Origin of the sequence: Nocardiopsis quinghaiensis (assembly GCF_008638365.1) — a bacterium.
Classification (GTDB): Bacteria; Actinomycetota; Actinomycetes; order Streptosporangiales; family Streptosporangiaceae; genus Nocardiopsis; species Nocardiopsis quinghaiensis.
The window spans coordinates 1-406 of the sequence record NZ_ML703344.1 but is presented as its reverse complement, the minus strand read 5'-3'; the positions used below and the strand labels follow the sequence as shown (position 1 = coordinate 406).

Genomic DNA, 406 nt, shown 5'->3' with positions numbered 1-406 from the left:
GGTGGGCTCCAACAACCGCATCACCATCCGCGACAACGTGCTCTTACCCGAACCCGACTCCCCCACCACACCCAGGGTCTCCCCCTGGTACAGATCAAAGGACACGTCCTTCACAGCCCAGAAATCCGTCGCACCGCCCCACGTTCCGCCACGCACCCGGAAACGCTGCGAAGCGTTCTCCACACGCAGCAGGGGGGTCTCTTCGGAGGAGCTCCCGCCCGCGGCGGCCGGAGCGGTGGTCGGAGTGGTGGTCGGGGTGAAGGCCGAGAACTCGCCCGCTCCGGTGACCCTGCCCTCGCGCTTGTCGCGCTCGACCCGGTCGGCCCGGTCCTGGGCGCGCCTCTGGGCGCGGGAGACCTCCACGCGCGGCACCGCCGCCAGCAAGGCCTGGGTGTAGGGATGCTCG

At 70.2% G+C, this 406-nt stretch carries 1 protein-coding gene; it reads right to left on the bottom strand.

Annotated features, from left to right (window positions below; translation table 11 throughout):
* Positions 1–406, bottom strand: a 406-nt coding sequence (locus FYX01_RS04655) for an ATP-binding cassette domain-containing protein (RefSeq protein WP_150237959.1), incomplete at both ends; no start/stop codon positions are given.